We start from the raw sequence: 18499 nt of genomic DNA, 5'->3' as shown, positions 1-18499 counted from the left end.
GCATCGAAGCTATACCTTTCTGGTGAGGAGATCGTACGGTTAGCCTATCGGCACCGTAACCATTTCGTTACAGCGGGCTGATCGTGTGCTTCTTCGGCAGATCGGACTCCCGCTTGGTGGAGAGCTGGCGCAGGGCTCGTCGTAAAGCAATGCGCGTTTCGCTCGGCTCGATCATCTGGTCAATGTACCCGCGCTCCGCGGCGACGTAGGGCGAGGTCATGTTTTCGTCGTAGAAGTCCATGAACATCTTCTTCATCGCCTCGCGCTGCGCGGGGTCCTCAATGGCGGCGAGCTGCTTGCCCTGGATCATCACCACGGCAGCAGAGGAACCCATCACGGCGATCTGGGCGGTGGGCCACGCCAGGTTGATGTCGCCGCACAGGTTCTTCGAGCCCATGACCGCGTAAGCGCCGCCGTAGGCCTTACGCACGATCAGCGCCACCTTGGGCACGGTCGCCTCCACGCCCGCGAAGGCGAACTTCGCGCCGCGGTGGATCAGGCCCTCGCGCTCCTGCTGCACGCCCGGCAGGTAGCCCGGGGTGTCCACCACGTAGATGATGGGGATGTTGTAGGCGTCGCAGGTGCGGATGAAGCGCGCGCCCTTGTCGGCAGCATCGGCGTCGATGCAGCCAGCCTGGTACATGGGATTGTTGGCCACAAAACCGACAGCGCGGCCGTCGATACGCCCGAAGGCACAGATGAGGTTCTCCGCGTAGTTGGCCTGGATCTCCACCAGGTCCTCGTCGTCGCCGAGCTGGACCAGCAGGTCCATCATGTCGTAACCGGCGTTCGTGTCGTCGGGCATGAAAGAGTCCAGCTCGCTGTCGTCGAGCTCCTCGTCCTCCGGTGCATCGACGACCGGGGCCGGGTCGAACGTCGAGGTAGGCAGGTGCGCGAGCAGGTCGCGAACGTAGTCGAAGGCCTCCTCCTCGGACGCCACCACCGCCTGGATGTTGCCGGACTGCTCCTGCACACGCGCGCCACCCAGCTCTGCGGAGGTAATGTCCTCGCCGGTGACCTCGCGGATCACGTTCGGGCCGGTCACATACATCTCGGACTCGCCGTCCACGGCGACCACGAAGTCGGTGGTCACGGGCGCGTAAACGGCGCCACCGGCGGACTTGCCCAGCATGATGGAGATCTGCGGGCTGCGGCCCGACAGCGGGAGTTGGCGCTTCGCAATCTCGGAGTACATGGCCAGCGACGTCACCGCGTCCTGGATGCGGGCGCCACCCGAATCCTGGATGCCGATGACGGGGCAGCCGATCTTGATGGCAAATTCCATCACCTCGACCACCTTGCGGCCAAAGGTCACGCCGACAGAACCGCCGTAGACGGTCTTATCGTGCGCGTAGATCGCCACCGGGCGGCCGTCGATACGCCCGTAGCCCGTGACCACGCCGTCGGAGTAGACGGCCTTGTCATCACCCGGGGTACGCGCGAGCGCGCCGATCTCTACGAAGGAGTCTTCGTCCAACAACGCGGCAATGCGCTGGCGCGGAGTCGTGCGGCCGGCGTCGTCGCGGCGTTTCCGCGAACGCTCCGAGCCCGGGTCCTGGGCCTTTTCCAGCCGGGCGCGCAGGTCTGCAAGCTTATCGGCGGTTGTCATGCTCAATCCAATCGTTCATGTGCTTGCCCACGATCCCCACCGCGGGCTCGTCCACCACGGCGAGGTGGTCGCCGGGAAGGTGCACGATGGTCAGGTCCTTTACGATAGCGCCCCAGCCACCATCTTCGTCAATGTGCGCGTAGTTCGGCTCCAGCTGGATCGCGCCGTCGTGCATACGCTCCGCGCGGAACAGCAGCACCGGCACGGTCACGTCGGCCCAACGGGTGAAGTCCAGGTGGTTGAGGATCTGGTTGTCCACAAAGGAGGCGCGCTGGTGCTCAAGCACCCCGGCGGCCAGGCCGTGCTCGGAGGCGTCGGTCGTAGCGAGGAACTGCGTGAGCATCTCCAGCAGCGCGTCCTCGCCCGCGGTCTCGAGGAGGTCGTAGGGCACCTCGAAGTCCAGGCCGTACGTCTCCTTGGCAAAGGCGGCGTAGCGGCCCCAGCGCGCCTTCGTCTCCTCCGGCGTGTCCGGGATCGGCTCGCTGGGCTGCGTGGTGTCGAGCAGCGCAATGAAGTCGATCTTCTCATTGCCCAGCTGGTGCGCGACCTCGTAGGCCAGCGCGCCGCCGAAGGACCAGCCGGCGAGCACGACCTTGCGCCCCTTCGCCAGCTCGGTGATGTCCTTCACGTACGCCGCGGCACGCTCCTCAAGCGAGCCCTCGAGGCGCTCCACGCCGTAGACCGGCACGTTGTCGCCGAGTCGGCGCGCCAGCGGGGCGTACACGCTCGAGGACCCACCCGCCGGGTGGAACACAAAGACGGGGTTGACCTCGTCGGAGCCGTCGCGGAAGACGCGAATGTTGCCCTCAACCTCGGTCTCGAGCCCCTCGCGCACAATGTTCGCCAGCGGCTCCAGCGTCTCCGCCTCGAGTACCTGCTGCGCGGTGACCTCGATGCCGGAGCGCTCGGTGAGGTGGGTCGCAATGTCGTGCGCTTGGGCCTCGCTTATCGACGCCAACGGGGACGTCACACCAGCCGCGGCCTTCCCTGCGTACTTCGCCCAGGCGCCAAACACCATGCGCTCGGAGGCGTCGCGCGGGGCGACGCCGACGCCCTGCGCCGGTTCGGCGGATTCCGCCTGTGCGGAAGGCGTGCTGGGCTCCGCCGGTGCCGCGGCCGGAGTTTCCGCCTGTGCGGAATTTTCGCGGCCGGCCACGGCCTCTTCGACGATGCGGATGACGTCGGAGACGGAGGCGTCGCGAAGCGTCTGCACCTGCAGCGGCGGGATCTGGAAGTCGTTTTCCACCTGGTTCTTGATGCGCATGCCCATCAGCGAGTCCAGGCCGAGGTCGATCAGCGGCAGCTCGTCGGGCAGGTCCTCCGGGTCGTAGCCCATGGACTCGGAGACGATGCCGCGCAGGCGGTCCGCCACCGTCTCGCCGGAGGCGGGGTCCCAGCGCACGGCCTCGACACCTTCGGCGTCTGCGGCACCCTCGCTCGCGCTCGGTGCGGTGGCGGCGTCACCCGTCGGGGCGATCTCCGCCACGCCCGCGAGCTGCTCATCGCCGCCGAGCGACAGCGTGGTGACAAACCCCTCCGCGAGCAGCGTGTCCTCGTTGAATACCTTCACGCTCGCGCCACCCAGGCTCGGCTGGACCACCGTGGTGACCTCGCCGTCGGCGGGCAGGTAGCTGTGCTCCTCGCTCGCCACGACGCGGCCACCGGGGAGGACCTCGGCCGCCGCGGCCTCAATGAGCTGGTAGGGGCTAAAGACCTGGTCGGCCTGGGTAGCAAAGGCGACCTTCCCGCCGGGCAGGCGGACCTTGGCGCCCAGCAGGGACCCGCCCGCCGCCGAGGGGCGGGCGGCTGTCCAGTAGGAGTTTGTGTGGAAGGCGGTGCGGGGGGCGTCGATAAGCGAGCCCTCGCTGTAGAAGCCAGCGAACTTCACGGGCATGCCGCCGACGTAGAGCTTGGCGGCGAGATCCAGCAGCGCGCCGACTTCGTCCACCTTGCGCTTGTTGGTAAACAGCAGCTGCGCGTCCGGCTTGCCCGCGGCGAACGCGGTGTTCATCATGCCCATGAGCGCGACCGGGTTCGGGGTGACCTCCACCAGGGTGGTGTGGCCCGCGGCGAAGGCGGCCTCGGTGGCGTCCTGGAAGTAGACCGGCTGACGCGTCATGCGCAGGAAATAGTCCATGTCGTGCACGACCGCGCCCGCCGGGTAGACCTCGCCGCGGTCCACGGAGGTGAACAGCGGCACAGTCAGCGGGTGCGGCTCGATGCCGGCGATGCTGCCGGCCAGGTCGCCCAGGATCGGGTCGAGCGCGCTCGTGTGGCCCGCGCCGCGCACCTTCAGCTTGCGGGCGAACTTCTCTTCCTTGGTCAGGGCGTCCACGATGTAGTCCACGGCCTTGCCCGGGCCGCCGACGGTGGTCATGCCCGGACCGGCGTAGACGGCGGGCTCCACGCCCGCGGCCTCCGGGTGGGCCTGGATGAACTCGGCGAGCTGGTCGCGGGACAGCTCCACCACCGCCATCGCGCCCTCCTGGTCGGTGCCGGCGATCATGGCTTCGCCCTCGCCCATGAGGCGGGCGCGCTGGGTGGCAATGAGGATGGCGTCCTTGTCCGAGATGCCGCCCGCGGCGTAGGCGGCGGCGATCTCGCCCATAGACATGCCCATGGTTGCCGCCGGGGTGATGCCCATGGCGGCGAGCAGGTCGGTCTGCGCGATCTGGATCGCAGTGATGGTGACCTGGCCGGTCTCGGTGTCGTAGGTCTGGCCGTCGTCCGTGATGATGTCCAGCATGGACCAGCCGCCCTCGAACTGCACGTACTCGTCGAGCTCACGCATGCGCTGCGCAAAGAGCGGGGAGGCGTCGAGCAGCTGCTTGGCCATCTTGCGGTGCTGCGAGCCGAAGCCCGAGTAGACGAAGACGGGGCCGACCGCGCCCGGCGCGTCGGCGGCGACGATGCCGGGGCCGATCTTGCCGTCGGCCACCTGACGCAGGCGCTTCACGGCCTCCTCGGTGGTCGCGGCCTGCACGACGGCGGCGGAGCGGCCGTGGTTGCGCTTGGCCAGCGAGCGGGCGATGGGCGCGAGGTCCGCGTCGGCGCGGCCCTCCAGGAAGTCCGCGAGCTGGGCCGCGGCCTCTTTACGGCGCGAAGGCAGCAGCCCGGAGACCGGCAGCGCGACCTGCTCGGCGGCGCCGGCGACGAAGGCGGCGGCGTCGGTGTTTTCGGTGTCCACGGCCTCTGCGGTGTCCACTGGCTCATAATCAGCGGAGTCGAAGTCGGTGACCACCACGTGCGCGTTGGTGCCGCCGAAGCCGAAGCCGGACAGGCCCGCGACGCGGCGCCCGGAGTACCGGGGCCACTCGCGCGGGTCCTGCACGACCTCGATGCGCTCCGCGTCAAAGTCCACGAAGTGGTTCGGCGCGGTGAAGTTCGCGCTCGCCGGGATGGTGTCGTGTTTGAGCGCCTCGATCACCTTGATCATGGCCACCACGCCCGCGGCGGACTCGGAGTGTCCCACACTCGACTTCGCCGAGCCGAGCAGCAGCGGGTCTGTGGCCTCGCGGCCCCGGCCGAGCACCTCGCCCAGCGCGGTGGCCTCGATCGGGTCGCCCAGGATGGTGCCGGTGCCGTGGGCCTCGACCAGGTCCACCTCGTGCGGGTCCACGCCCGCGTCGGCGTATGCGCGGCGCAGCACGTCTACCTGCGCGTCCGGGTTCGGGGCGGTCAGGCCGTTGGAGTGGCCGTCGGAGTTCGTGGCGGAGCCCTTGATCACGCCGAGGATCTCGTCGCCGTCTGCCATCGCGTCCTCCACGCGCTTGAGCACGACGAAACCGGCGGCCTCGGAGCGGACGATGCCGTCCGCGTCGTCGGAGAAGGCGTGGATGCGCCCGGTGGGGCTGATCACGCCCAGCTCGGAGAACATCAGGGACGCGAACGGGTTGGCCAGGATGTTCACGCCGCCGGCCAGGGCCACGTCCGCCTCGCCGTCGCGAAGCGCGCGCACCGCGTGGTGCACGGAGACCAGCGAGGACGAGCAGGCGGTGTCCACGTTCATGGACGGGCCGCAGAAGTCGAATGCGTAGGAGATACGGTTCGGGATGATCGAGCTCGCCGAGCCCGTCAGCGCGTACGGGTGCGCCTGCGCCGGGTCGGCGCCCATGAGCATGCCGTAATCGTTCGCCGACGAGCCCACGAACACGCCGACCTGCGCGCCGCGCAGCGAGTCGGCCGGGATGTGCGCGTCCTCCAGCGCCTCCCACGCGACCTCGAGCATGATGCGCTGCTGCGGGTCCATATTGGTGGCCTCGAGCGGGGACAGGCCGAAGAACTCGTTGTCAAAGGACGCAATGTCGTCGAGGTAGCCGCCGTCCGTGGACTCCTCCGCCATCTTGGTGCGCAGGTAGGGGTCGCCCGTGTACTCGCTCCACCTGCCTTCGGGCAGCGGGCCGGTGGCCACGGTGCCGTCGACAAGCAATTGCCAAAACGCCGCCTGATCCTTCGCGCCCGGGAAGCGGCCGGCCGAACCCACAATCGCAATGTCGCGCTGCGCCGGGGCAAGTGCTTCACGACGCCCACTCGCCCCCTCACTCACGCCCCCCTTCGGCTCGGGCTGCTCGGGCTGCTCGGGCGCAGTCAGCGCCTTGGCCAGGGAGAGGATGGTCGGGTGCTGGTAGGCGATAGTGGGGTCGACGCGGCGGCCGAGCGTGCGTTCGAGCTCGCCGGAGAGCACCACGGCATCACGAGACGACAACCCGTAGGCCTCGAGCGACTTGGCCGGATCGACCGAATTGGCACCAGTAACATCGGCGGCCTCGGCGGTCTGGGCCACCCATTCCTGCAGCCAGCGGATCAGTTCAGTCTCAGTCATTGCGCGTGAGTTCATAACACCTAAGGTTATCGTCCTACTGCGGGTTCGCGTTAGCGCGCTCCTGGAATTGCTTTGCGTTCACCCGGCGCGCGATCTTGCCCGACGATGACCGCGCGATCTCGTTCGGCGCGCGGAACTCCACCACATCCGGGGACACGCCGTGGTGCGAAGATACAGCCGCGCGGATCGCTTCCTCCGCGGCGGCGTCGCCGGACGCGTCGGCGGTGTTGCCGCGCTCGACCAGGATGACCAGGCGCTCCACGTCATCGCCCGGGACGGAGAAGGCGGCGACGGAGTCCTTGCGCACATGCTCGGACGCCTCCATCACGGTGGCCTCGATGTCCTGCGGGTAGTGGTTGCGCCCCGCCACGACGACCAGGTCCTTCACGCGGCCCGTGATGTAGAGCTCACCGTCCACGAGTACGCCGAGGTCGCCGGTGTTGAGCCAGCCGTCCTTCGGCAGGCTCTCCTGGAGCGTCGTGCCGATGGTGTTGGCAAATGTGTCGGCGGTCTCCTCCTTGCGCTCCAGGTAGCCGCCGGCCACGTTCGGGCCGTGGACCCAGATCTCACCCACCGAATTTTCCGGGACCTCGTCCTTGGTTGCTGGGTCCACGATGGCAAAGCGCATCCAGTTGACCGGCTGGCCGTTGGACGCGAACTGGACGCCCTGCCCTTCCGCCACCTCGGCGGCGGTGCCGGCCGCGAGCTGCTCGCGGTCGAAGGAGGTAAAGCGCGGCAGCTCGGTCGTCTTGCCGGCCTGCGGGGTGGACACCAGGAGGGTCGCCTCGGCCAGGCCGTAGGAGGGGCGCAGGACCTCGCGGCGCAGGCCCGACTTGCCAAACGCGGTGAAGAACGCGTCGACGCCCGGCTTGGTCACCGGCTCGGAGCCGATGATGATGCACTCGAGCTGGGAGAAGTCGTAGTCCTCGGCTGCCTCGGGCCCGTTGGGCGCAGCGTAGCGGGCGGCCATGTCCAGCGCGAAGTTCGGTGCGACAGTGTAGATGCGCATATCCTCCGGGTCCGACTCACGGCGGGAGAGGCGATCCATCCAACGCTTCGGCTGCTGGACGAAGTCCTGCGGCGTAAAGATCTCCATCTCGTTGCCCAGGATGATCAGCAGCGTGGTGACCACGATGCCCATGTCGTGGTGCAGCGGCAACCAGGACACCAGGCGCATCGGCTGCTGCACGCCCACGCCGCTGTAGATCTGGATGACGTTGGACACAATGGACTCGTTGGTCAGCTTCACGCCCGCCGGGGTGCGGGTGGAGCCGGAGGTGTACTGCAGGAACGCGGTCTGGTTCGCGGTGTCCGCGCCGGCGGCACCCGCCGCCTCTGCCGCTGCGCGCAGCTCGCCCCAGCCCTGGGCCAGGGTGTCCGGCAGCGCGTCGACGGCGATGATGCGCGGGCGCTGCGCCGACGGCAGGTCGGCAAAGTAGGCGCGCACCGCGGCGGCGCCCTTTTTATTGGTCAGGACCGTCTTCGCACCGGAGTCATACAGCACGGCGCGCAGGTGGCCCTCGTGGCCGGGCTCGTTCGGGTCATAGAGCGGGACGGGCACCTGGCCCGCGTACATCGCGCCCATGAAGCCGAGGATGTACTCGGGCGAGTTGGCCGCCAGGATGGCTACGCGGTCGCCGGGCTTGCCCACCTGGGCCAGGCGCACGGCGATCGCTTTGATGCGGGTGTTGACTTCACGGCGCGTGTACACAACGGAGTTGCCCTCGGCGCTATCGGAGTAGTCCCAGAACCTGATGCTCACGGCGTCTGCCTGCCCGGCGTGCTCGGCCGCGGCGTAGAGCATCTCCGTCATGGCGGGGATGGTAAATCCCGGCGGGATCGTGATGTTTCCATCCTGGTCGAGGAAGCGTGCGATGATTGCGTCGAGATCCATGTCTGGGCCCTCCAAAAATTAGTTAGTACCTACAAAGCATCTATAGTAGTGCGCGCCCAATCCAGCGTCCACTGTGGTGTGGTCGTTCCCGGAATCACATCCGGGTTTGTCGCATACATCGCGTGGTTTCCGCTTGCCATTACTAACTCCTGCGCACGCTCCAGCGCATTGCCTACGCGCGCGGGCGCATCGCACACGGTGTCCGCGGGTGCGCAGATCTCGAAGGCGCGGTCCGCAACCTCGCCAAACCCGCCGGGGCGCGCGCCCGTCATGGTCGCGCCCGGCGTCACGCCGTCGGCCACCAACTGCAGCGGCTGCAGCGCGATCTCCGCGCCCACGCCGGTCACCGGCGCGCCCGGGTTCACACCCACGCCGTTCTCGCGGCGCCCGTCCGCAATCATCACCGCGCCAAGCAGGCGCTCCGGCGGCACAGCGTTCATCCCGGTACCAATCTCGTTGGCAATGTCGCCCACGATCACCGCGCCCTGGCTGAACCCGGCGATGATGAACTTGGTGCTCGGGCATGTCGTCGCCACGTGCTTCAGCTCGCCGTTGAGCTTCGCCTTGCCCTCGGCGCGGGAGTCGTCATACGTCATCTCGCGCCGGCCATGCTCAGTCTGGATGTTCCGGAACTGCGCGGTGTACGGCACGGTAAACACGCGGACGTGGTTGATGTCGTACTCCTGCTGGAGCGGTTGCGTGATGGAGAGCATGAAGCTCTGCGGGTTGGCCTGCGGATTGAACGGGTCATCATCCGCCGAAGACTCCCAGGTGCCGGGCACGGAGACGAACTCGACGGCCGGGCACCAGTCCGGCTCGGCCGGTTGCTCCGGGTCCTGCGACCCGCCCTCAGTCTCGCCCTGGCCGGGCACCGGGGACAGCGCCGAATCACCGGATTGGTCCGACGCCTGCCACTGGTAGACCCCCAGCCCGATGACTGCGAGGACCACCAGGACGGCTGCAACCACAAAAACGTTGCGCCCTTTGCGCATGAAGTGCCTTTCTTAGCAGAGGTTCGCGCGCGCGGTGTCCGCAATCAGCGTGCCCAGGGCAGCGGGGTCCATGTCGGTGCGCCGCTGCGCCACGAGCTGGCCGGCGACCGCATCGCGCGTGACGGTATCGTCCGAGCACACCGTACGCCCCGTGGCTGTGAGTTGGTCCTCAACTCCCTCCACGTTCAGTCCGTTCTCGCGGAGCTGCTCCAGGTAGGTCTCCTCCTGCGCGGTAAAGCCCGAGGCCTGCTGCGGCACCGAGGTCACCTCCTGCGCCGGCTGGTCCTCCGGCCGCGAGCCGGACTGGGCCGCCGGGGCCTTGGAGCTCGTCGCCTCAGAGCGGGTGGTGCCGGGGGCGGCGGTCGAGGACTCCGCCGGGGCGGAGGAGGACTGCTCAGCGCTTGCCGACGCCTTCGCGTCCTCGCCGTCAACGGTGGTGGAACCGGAGCAGGCGGCGAGGGAGAGAGTGAGCGTCGCTAAGCACAGGGCTCCGAGACGCCTCATCGCTTCACCACCGTGCCATTGACCTGCTCCAGGGTGCCGTGCTGGAAGCTGATGGTGAGACCGCCGGCGCTGATGTCCTGCATGTCCGAGGTGGGCCAGCCCAGCTCGCCCTGTTCGTAGCCGCGCTTGCCCCACTCGTCGAAGATGTCGCCGTAGTAGATGACGTGCGCGCCGGACTCAGCGGACCAGTAGATGTTGCCCTTCTCAAACGGCTGGAAGAACCCGCCCTTGATGGCAATCTCGTTGCCTGTGGGGAAGCCCAGGTCCGAGGTGGCGGTGCCCATCTCGCCGTACTTCGCGCCGATCGCGCCGTGGACGATGTGGTGGGTGCCGTCCGGGTTGCGGGTGAGGAAGCCGCCCTGGAACTGCTGGACGTAGCCCTCGCCAACCTTGTTGGCCTCCTTGACCGGGTACTTCAGGTCGCCTGTCTCATAGCCGTTCTCGCCCCATGCCTGGAACATGTCGCCCGGGATGGCGTAGGCGCCTGTCTCCGGGGTCCAGTAGATGGAGCCGTTTTCAAAGTGCACGAAGCGGCCGACGCCGTCCGGGGTCGCCTGCTCGCCCGTGGTGGGGAAGCCGAGCCAGCCTTGCGCGCCGCCCAGGCCGCTGTACTTGGCCAGGATGGCGCCGTACAGGGCGTGCGCGCCGGTGTTGGGCGCCCAGAAGGCGGTGCCGCCGCGGAAGTCCTGGGCCTTGCCCTGCTTGTCCTTGCCCGCGTCGTACTCGTTGTTCACGCAGGAGCCGATCGAGCCGTCCGCGGTGACCTCGGCGATCGCGCCAACCGGGGTGCAGTCCGCGCTGCGGTCCGCCTCGGCCACGCCGAGCGAGTTGGCGATGTAGGGCCACGCCTGCGTCATCTCGAACTGCCAGTACTCCCAGGAGTGCACGCCGGACGGGCGGAACTTCACAATCGGCTTAACGTTGGTGCGGCTGGCGTAGTCCACGAAGGTCTGGGTGGACAGACGCGAGAGCACCTCGAGGCCCACGCCCGCCGGGTTGGCCGCGCCCTTGGCCACGGAGTCCGGGCTGCCAAAGTCGTCGCGGCCCGAGCCGGAGGAGACGTAGACCGTCTTACCCTCCAGGTTCTCAATGCCCAGCTTGGGGTCGTGGTCGACCCAGTCCTGCGAGCCGAGCGGGCCCCACATGGCCTCCGCGTCGTAGCCGCCCGCGTCCAGCTGCGCCGCCTTGATCGCCGACGGCATGCCGGTGGTCGTGGTGTCCAGGTAGCCGGAGAAGGAGCCGACGAAGTCAAACAGGTGCGGGTTGCGCTCCGCCAGGTTGATTGCCGAGGTGCCGCCCATGGAGATGCCGGTCAGCGCGCGCTTGTCGTTGGAGCGGAAGCGGTTGTGCAGGACCGGGATGAGCTCCTTGGTAAAGAAGGTCTCCCACTTGTAGTTCTTGCCGTTGTTCGGGCGCTGCCAGTCGGAGTAGAAGGAGGACTCACCGCCCACCGGCAGGATCACGTTGACGTTCTTGTCGGCGTAGAACTGCTCGATGTTGGTCTCAATGGTCCAGCCGTTCTCGTCATCACGCGCGCGCAGGCCGTCGAGCGCCCAGACCTCCGGGAACTTCGCGTCCGGGTTCTGGTGCCAGTCGCGTGCCAGGAGGATCTGCACCTGCATGAGTTGGTCAGGCATCGCCGCGGACTTGATAAACACGGCGACGCGGCGGTTGGTCAGCCACTCGATGCGGTCCACGCTCACGCCGTCCGGCAGGCCCGGGATCTGCGGGTGCTCGTCGACCTCGATCGGGGTCCGCGTCGGCGGATCCTTTGGACGGATCGCGTCCGAGAGACCGCGGGAGTCGCCGAACGTGCTGCTGCCACTGCTCAGCTGTGCCTGCGCCTGCGGGGCGACGCCGGGAAGCGCCGATGCGACCATGAGCGCCGCAGTGGGCACTGCTGCTACCCGAGCGATACGGGCACGCAGCCTCGTGTTGGGGGAACGGTGTTCGCGCATGAAGGTGTCCTGCCTCATCAATTCGTCTGGTCATGGGGGCGTCGCGCCCCTGCAGGCCGGTCCGGGGGTTCCCCTCCCCCGGCGTAGCCAGTGCACGAGCGCTTGTGTAACCCAAAGGTTAAGTTTGACTTGAGACTTTACACGGTGACACGCCGGGAACTTTTGGGGCAAATGTTTTCCGTGTGACTGCGCCGCGGGCGGGGCGCGGACAGCGCCCGCACGGTGCCAGAACGGTGCCAGAACGCAAACTGGCCCCGCTCCCGCGAATGCGGGGAACGGGGCCAGCGGCAGCCGGGGTTTACCAGGCGTTCATCACGTTGAGAATGCGCGGCTGAGTGGCCACGAGCTGGGAGCCGAACTGATCCCAGTTGTGCAAGCCAGTCGGCGTGAACACGGCGGTGTGCTGTACGCCCGTCACGGTCGCCTTCGCGCTCCACAGGTGGGTGGTGAAGTTGGCGATGGACTCCAGCGCGATGCCCGACGCGCGGTGCTCCGGCAGATACTTGTCATCGGCCGGACCTGGGACCGCGCTACCGGAGGACACGTAGACGTCCTTGCCGCGCAGGTTCCCCATGTTCAGGAACGGGTCGTTCTCGTAGCGGCGGGGATTGAAGATGGAGCCCCACATGGCGTTGAGGTTGTACAGGCCGCCGTCGAGAAGCGCGACGCGTAGCGCCGTCTGGCCACCAGGGATGGTGGTGGTGAGGTAGCCGGAGTACGAGAGGACCTGGCGGAACTGGTTCGGGTGCAGCGCGGCGAGGTTGATCGCGGCGGTGCCGCCCATGGATAGGCCGAGGATGGAGTTGTTCGTGGGCGAAACGCCGAAGTTGTCCCGCAGGTAGCTCGGCAGCTCCTGGGACAGGAAGGTGTCCCACTTGTAGGTCACCGGGTGGTTGAAGTCGTACGTCGCGGGCGCGTTCCAGTCCGTATAGAAGGAGGACTGGCCACCGACCGGCATGACGAGCGTGATGTTGTTGTCTTTAAACATCTGCGCCGCGTTGACGTCGTTGACCCAGGCGTTGGTGATCTCCGTGGCGCGCAGGCCGTCGAGCATGTACAGGCCCGCGTTGCCACCGCGCTGCGCCGGCTGGATCTGCACGGTGATGTGGCGGCCCATCGCGGGCGACCAGACGGTGCAGCGCTGTACCCAGAAGCCGACGCGGTCCCACTCGCACGTACCCGTGGAGTCGGGGCGCAGCCAGTCGCGGTTTGCTGCCGAGGCTTGCGGGGCGCTCACCACTGCGCCCAGGGCGGTCAGCAGCGCCATGAGCAGCGCAAGCAGACCACGCTTCGATTTCGTCGCGGACATTACTCTCCCAACTTCGGTGAATGTTTTTCAGCTTTTGGTTACAGCAACGTTACCAAGTTGAGACCGTAAGAGCCATTCAATTCACCGGCCAGGCGATCTGCGTCCCCGAAACCCCAGGATCCTTGCCCTTTTTGATCTCCCGCATCGTCTCGTCCGAGAGGTAGACCGTTGGATCTTGCTCAAGCTGGAGCGAGCGACCGTCACCCAGAGAATACTGCACATTTTCCCAGAAACGGTGCCAGCTCATCGGCTCGCGCGAGCTGGCCAGCAGGTCAGCGATAGGCTCCTCGCGCAGCGCCGCGCGCACCGCACGCGCCTGCTCGCGGTCCACGTCCTTGGGCATCGAGTCGATCTTCGTCGCGGAGTCCGCCACCTGCCACTCCATGGGCAGGTACTTGTCGTGCCCGACGCGCCCGTCCGGGTCGCGGGGCATGCGCGCGGCCAGCGGCGTGGCCAGGCCCACCGAGTCCAGCACGCGCATCTCCAGCGGCGCGTTCATGCTCGTCATGCCCAGGTTGGTGAGGTATGCCGTGGTCGGCAGGTCCAGCAGGTCGCTCCCCTTGGCCTCGTCCTCGTCCATGCGGGGGCGCCAGTACCAGGAGTATTCGTCCGGGTGAGTGCTCAGCCGCGCGATGTTGAGCTGCCCGGCGTCGTGCTCCTGCCCGTTCTCCACCGCCTCGGTCCACGATTCCATCAGTTTGGAGCCGAGGAAGTCCTCCGCGTGCAGCGGCGGGTCGGCCGGGCTCTGGCCGATTGCGTAGGACCAGAACTCGCGCTCGTCGACAATGTTCAGCTCCTTCTCACCGCGCTCGTACGCGAACCAGTCGATGGGGTGCGCGCGCACGATCGTCACGCCGGCGAACACCGTCGCGGCAAGCGTCAGCGCGATGGTCACGCGCGTCAGCGGCACCGTCATCATCGGCAAGAGCAGGGCAAACAGCGGCAGCAGCAGCATGCGCCCGTGCATGAAGTCGCCGCCCACGCGCAGCACGTACAGCACGTGCACGAGGGCGCAGCCCGCGGTGAGCAGGACAATTGCCAATCGACGCCCCCTCGCACCCCGCAGCAACCACACCGCACACCCCGCGACGACCAGCAGCGGCAGCCAGAGCCAGTAGTAGCCAACAAAGTCCCAGAAGTAGGTCCCGCCCCGGGCCCACTCCGCGTCCGAGGCGGACTTGGCCACCGCCGTGTGCGGGGTGAGCAGGCCGTAGAAGCCCATGCGGAATAGCTGGTACGCGGCGGGCACCGGCAGCGCGGCTGCGAGGATGCCCGCCCACTTGCGGGGACTGTACGCCAGCAGCACGATGCCGGTCACCCCGCCGTAGAGCGCAAGCTCCGGGCGGACCAGCCACGACAGGCCGCACCAGAACGCCAGCCAATACCCGGACACCGGGAGGGCGCGGCGCCCGATCGGGGCGGCCCACTGGACCAGCAGCGCCCACCACACGGCGAGCCACATGATGCACAGGCCCCACTCCAAACCGGAGGTGGCAAAGTCGCGCGCAGGCGGGAGCGCCAGGTAGATGAGGATGCCAAACGGCAGGACAACGCCGCGGGTGGCGGCAGCCTGGTCCCAGAACCGGCCCGAGCCCACGGTGGCCACGACGGCGCCGATGACGGTGCAGGCGAGCGCGAGCCACATCGCCACGTCCTCGAGCCGGGCGCCCGTGAGCCAGCCGAACGCCGTGATGAGGTACTGCCACAGCACTGAGGTGTTGGCCTCCACGCGCTCGCCGATGTTGAACACGGGGCCGTTGCCCGCGAGCAGGTTGCGCACGGTGCGCAGCACGATGAGTCCATCGTCGGACATCCAGCGGCGGGTAAATCCTCCCCAGAACGCAAAGATGCCCGCGATTGCCGCTGCAGCGAGCAGCGAAATGCGGGCCTGTTTGTTCATTCCAGCGATACTACTAAGCCACCGCCGGAATGACGTAAACCGCCATGACGATGCAGAGGATCCACGCCAGGGCGAGCAGCTGCAGGACGCGGTCCTCCAGCGCGATCTCGTCCGGCGCGCCACCCTTGCCACCGTCCACCTCTGCCGCGTAGCGCAGGATCGCGATGACGAACGGGACCATGGAGATCTGGTACCAGATCGCGGCCGGGCCATCGGTGTCGTTGGACAGCTGGAAGCCCCACAGCGCGTAGCTCATCACGACCGCCGTTGCGGACAGCGTCCACACGAAGCGCAGGTACGTGGCCGTGTAGCCCTCCAGCGCCTTGCGGATCTTCGCGCCCGTCTTCTGCGCCAGCAGCATCTCCGCGTAGCGCTTGCCCGACGCCATGAACAGGGAGCCGAACGCGGCCACCAGCAGGAACCACTGCGACAGGGCGATGCTTGCGGCCACGCCGCCGGCCATCGTGCGCAGCATGAAGCCGGACGAGACCAGCGCGATGTCAATCACCGGGATGTGCTTCCAGCCGAAGCAGTAGCCCAGCTGCAGGGCAATGTAGATGCCGATGACCAGCGCGAGCGCAGGGCCGTCCGTGGCCAGGAAGGACAGGCCCAGGGCCAGGGCGATGAGGATGGCAGCCATGCCGAAGGCCAGCTTGATCGGCAGCATGCCGGAGGCGATCGGGCGGAACCGCTTGGTCGGGTGCTCGCGGTCCGACTCAACGTCCAGGGCATCGTTGACCAGGTAGATGGAGGACGCGCCGAGGCAGAAGACGATGAATGCGAGTGCGACGTCGATAAGCGTGCGGCCCGTAAACTCACCGGCGGCGAGCGGGGCGGAAAGCACGAGCACGTTCTTGACCCACTGCTTGGGGCGCAGGCCCTTGATCATCGCGTCGGGCAAGTTCTTCGGCGGCTTGCGCTTGGTGCTGATGTCCACGCCCGTGGTGTGCGGCTCAGGCTTGAGCAGGGGCTCGTCGTATTCCTTTTCCGTCATCGGGTTGTCCTTTCCACCTCAACTGCAACCTTGGCCACCGCCGCGCCCAGCGCAGCGCCCGCCAGGGTGTCCGTAGGGTAATGCACCCCGAGCACGTTACGCGAACACATCATTACGGGCACGAGAAGCCACGGCAGTTTCGAGCCCGTAATGTCCGCGAGGTGCACCGCGGCCGCCGCCGTGTTCGTCGCGTGCGAGGAAGGAAACGACAGCTGCGACGGCGTCTTCACGCCGATCTGCACGCGCGGGTCGTGGGGGCGCGGCCGCCGCACGATGCGCTTGAGCACCACGCTCGCCGCGTGCGCAACGAAGGTGCCCGCACCCAAGGCCAGCCACTTCCGGCGGTTCGCGCTTGTCGACGCCGCGCCCACCGCAGCCACGCCCATCCAGCCCAAGTCGTGCTCGCCGAAGTGGCTCAGCGTGCGCGCCACCTTCGTGGTGGCCGGGGTAAACGCGCGGTCTTGCAGGGCGATGAGCAGCTCGGCCTCACGGGCGTCGAGCGAGTGCTTGTTACTGGGCTTACTGGGCATCGAAGATCTTCCCCCACTCCTCGTGGCTGGTCAGGCGTGGCATCGCGGCGCGGTACTCGGACTGCAGGTCCGCCCACCGCTCCTTGATCTGCGCCTGGAGTTCCTTGGTCTGCTTGAGCAGGGCGTCGCTCGTAGCCTTGTCGCGCTTGCGGAAGGCCACGCCCGTACCGCCGGCGGTGGATACCGTAGCGGAATCGACGCGGGCCAGCGTGTACCAACGGGCCTCCTCGGCCGTGAGGTTGAGCTGCGGCGCGTCCCAGTGCGCGCGGTCCTCGGTGGTGAACTGGTGGCGCAGCGCCTTCAACGCCCACGGAATCTTCTTCACCTTGGCCAGGCGGCCGCCGATGTTGCGGGTGGGCACGCCCGGCGCGCCGGTGGGCGCGGGCAGGTCCGCGGCGGAACCGATGACCTGGGCGTCCGGGTACTGCTTGCGGATTTCCTGGATCCTCGGAAGCGAGGACTCGAGGATGCTGAACAGCTGGTCCGGCCCCTTGAGGAAGTCCTGCATGGCCTCCACCTGGATCGCCATGGTGGAGTACTCCATGCACATGATGTGCTTGTAGGTGGACTTGAGCATGTTGCGCAGGATGCCGTCGGCCTTCTCCGGGCCGTACATCGCGGCAACGATGAGGCGGTTGCGCAGGTGGAAGTAGGCCTGCCAGTCGATCGCGTCGTCCTTGTCCGCCCACGCCATGTGCCAAATGGCCACGCCCGGCCAGGTCACCGTGGGGTAGCCGGCCTCCTTGGCGCGCAGGGCGTACTCGGTGTCGTCCCACTTAATAAACAGCGGCAGCGGCAGGCCGAGCTGCTCGGCGACGGCGCGCGGGAACAGGTTCATCCACCAGCCGTTGTAGTCCACGTCGATGCGACGGTGCAGCGCGCGCGAGGTGGTCTTGCGCGGGTCCAGCTCCTCTTCCTGGGTGCCCACGTAGCCCAGCGGGTACTTGGAAAAGTCGTGGTCGTAGACGGCGTGCTCGGCAGCGCCCCACATGAAGGTGGAGCGGTCCACGGCCTCGCCGGTGGTACGCAGCTGCGCGCGGTCCTGCAGGTTGAGCATCTGCCCGCCGACCAGGATCGGGGTGCGCGCGTAGCGGGCTGCCTGCACCGCGCGCACGATGGAGTCGGGCTCGATCGCGATGTCGTCGTCCATGTAGAGGATGAACGGCGCGTCCGTATTGTTCAGGCCCTCGTACATGATGCGGCTGTAGCCGCCGGACCCGCCCAGGTTGCCCTGCGGGAAGATGCGCAGCTTGTCACCGAGCGCGGCCTGCGCCTCCGCGAAGTCCGGCTCGTCCGCCGGGTGCTGGTTGCCCTGGTCCGGCATGAGCACGTGGCTGATGCACGCCTCCACTACCGGGTCCTCGGCCAGCGCGTGCAGCGCGTTGACCGCGTCGCGGGGGCGGTTGAACGTGGGGATGCCCACGGCTACCTGCTTGGGTTGGGGAGGGATCGTGGTGGCGTCGTGAAGCACCTGCTCCTGCGGCGCCTGGTCGGCGCACCACGCGGCGTTGGTGACGGTGGCGTCGGACTCCGCGGTGATGTCGAACCAGAGCCAGCCGCCGTCCTCGAAGTTTTTCAGCGGGAGCGGAATCTCTACGTGCTGGTCGGCGACCTCAACGTTGGTCACGCTGATGCGCACGCCGTCGTGCTTCGAGCGGTAGACGGAGATGGTGGCCGCGCCCTGAATATCCAGGCTCAGGACCACGCGGTCCAACTGCGACCAGCGACGCCAGTAGGAAGCCGGGAACGCGTTGAAGTAGGTCTCGAAGCTGACCTCCTGCCCTTCCGGGACAGTCAGGGTCGTGCGGTCCGACCAGCGCACGCGCTGCTTATTCTGCTCCGCCTCAACGAGGTACAGCGAGCGCACGTCGTGCGGTTCGCCCTTGCGCGGCATGAGCACGCGCGCCAGCGTCTCTACGGCAATCTGCGTATCCAAGAGGTCTCACTTCCACTGTATTTGTGTACTGGGTTTGTGTACTGGACGTAT

The 18499-nt window shown here is 67.6% G+C and carries 11 protein-coding genes; all 11 read right to left on the bottom strand.

Features of this window, described 5'->3' with window-relative positions:
• Nucleotides 1-67 precede the first annotated feature (67 nt).
• On the bottom strand, nt 68-1609 hold the full coding sequence (locus CKJ82_RS06295) for an acyl-CoA carboxylase subunit beta (protein ID WP_095537463.1): 1542 nt from the start codon (nt 1607-1609) through the stop codon (nt 68-70).
• Nucleotides 1593-6431 carry a polyketide synthase Pks13 gene (gene pks13, locus CKJ82_RS06290; RefSeq protein ID WP_095537462.1) on the bottom strand — a complete coding sequence of 1613 codons (4839 nt, stop codon included), beginning with the start codon at nt 6429-6431 and terminating at the stop codon, nt 1593-1595. Before pks13 ends, CKJ82_RS06295 begins: the two co-directional genes overlap by 17 nt.
• Nucleotides 6432-6465: 34 nt before the next feature.
• Nucleotides 6466-8325 carry a FadD32-like long-chain-fatty-acid--AMP ligase gene (locus tag CKJ82_RS06285; protein ID WP_095537461.1) on the bottom strand — a complete coding sequence of 620 codons (1860 nt, stop codon included), beginning with the start codon at nt 8323-8325 and terminating at the stop codon, nt 6466-6468.
• Nucleotides 8326-8354: 29 nt separating this feature from the next.
• On the bottom strand, nt 8355-9317 hold the full coding sequence (locus tag CKJ82_RS06280) for a cutinase family protein (protein WP_095536011.1): 963 nt from the start codon (nt 9315-9317) through the stop codon (nt 8355-8357).
• 12 nt (nt 9318-9329) lie between these two features.
• The gene (locus tag CKJ82_RS12095; protein WP_095536010.1) at nt 9330-9821 is read right to left on the bottom strand and encodes a DUF732 domain-containing protein; all 492 of its coding nucleotides are present in this window, start codon (nt 9819-9821) and stop codon (nt 9330-9332) included.
• A complete protein-coding gene (locus CKJ82_RS06270; RefSeq protein WP_095537536.1) occupies nt 9818-11779 on the bottom strand; it encodes an alpha/beta hydrolase-fold protein in 1962 nt (653 codons plus the stop codon). Before CKJ82_RS06270 ends, CKJ82_RS12095 begins: the two co-directional genes overlap by 4 nt.
• A 298-nt stretch (nt 11780-12077) precedes the next feature.
• Entirely contained in the window at nt 12078-13088 is a 1011-nt protein-coding gene (locus CKJ82_RS06265) for an alpha/beta hydrolase (protein WP_095536009.1), read from the bottom strand.
• Nucleotides 13089-13164: 76 nt separating this feature from the next.
• Nucleotides 13165-14988, bottom strand: a complete 1824-nt coding sequence (locus tag CKJ82_RS06260) for an arabinofuranosyltransferase AftB family protein (RefSeq protein ID WP_095537460.1) — start codon at nt 14986-14988, stop codon at nt 13165-13167.
• 13 nt (nt 14989-15001) lie between these two features.
• Nucleotides 15002-15982 (bottom strand): decaprenyl-phosphate phosphoribosyltransferase, encoded by a 981-nt coding sequence (locus CKJ82_RS06255; RefSeq protein ID WP_095536007.1) that lies wholly within the window; start codon nt 15980-15982, stop codon nt 15002-15004.
• Nucleotides 15979-16512 (bottom strand): phosphatase PAP2 family protein, encoded by a 534-nt coding sequence (locus CKJ82_RS06250; RefSeq protein ID WP_095537459.1) that lies wholly within the window; start codon nt 16510-16512, stop codon nt 15979-15981. Before CKJ82_RS06250 ends, CKJ82_RS06255 begins: the two co-directional genes overlap by 4 nt.
• Entirely contained in the window at nt 16502-18448 is a 1947-nt protein-coding gene (locus CKJ82_RS06245) for a glycosyltransferase (protein ID WP_276291592.1), read from the bottom strand. The genes CKJ82_RS06250 and CKJ82_RS06245 overlap by 11 nt, the downstream gene beginning before the upstream one ends.
• Nucleotides 18449-18499: the final 51 nt, after the last annotated feature.

Source organism: Corynebacterium gottingense, assembly GCF_002285125.1.
Lineage (GTDB): Bacteria > Actinomycetota > Actinomycetes > Mycobacteriales > Mycobacteriaceae > Corynebacterium > Corynebacterium gottingense.
Note: the sequence above shows the minus strand (reverse complement) of the source record. Positions and strands in the feature narration are given on the sequence as shown.